This window comes from Sutcliffiella halmapala (genome assembly GCF_050107295.1).
Lineage (GTDB): Bacteria > Bacillota > Bacilli > Bacillales > Bacillaceae_I > Sutcliffiella_A > Sutcliffiella_A halmapala_A.
The window spans coordinates 1-264 of record NZ_JBNIKR010000044.1 but is presented as its reverse complement, the minus strand read 5'-3'; the positions used below and the strand labels follow the sequence as shown (position 1 = coordinate 264).

1 tRNA gene is annotated in these 264 nt (G+C 39.0%); it reads left to right on the top strand.

The annotated features are described in order from the left end of the window. Positions 1-38: 38 nt before the first annotated feature. Positions 39-114 (top strand) — tRNA-Ala (locus tag ACQCT5_RS22990). Positions 115-264: the final 150 nt, after the last annotated feature.

Here is a 264-nt window from a genome sequence, read left to right as displayed (position 1 = left end):
CCACTTAGGCCCACCATTTTTTAATTATAGAACTTTTTGGGGCCTTAGCTCAGCTGGGAGAGCGCCTGCTTTGCACGCAGGAGGTCAGCGGTTCGATCCCGCTAGGCTCCACCAACAGACAAATATTTCATTTGTCAAATATGTTCCTTGAAAACTAGATAACGTTAAGTAATATCAAGATACATTCACAAGTATCGTTCATCTTAGTAATTTTCTTTTAAGATATCATCGCTGATATCGAAAAAACATGACAATTAGTTTGTC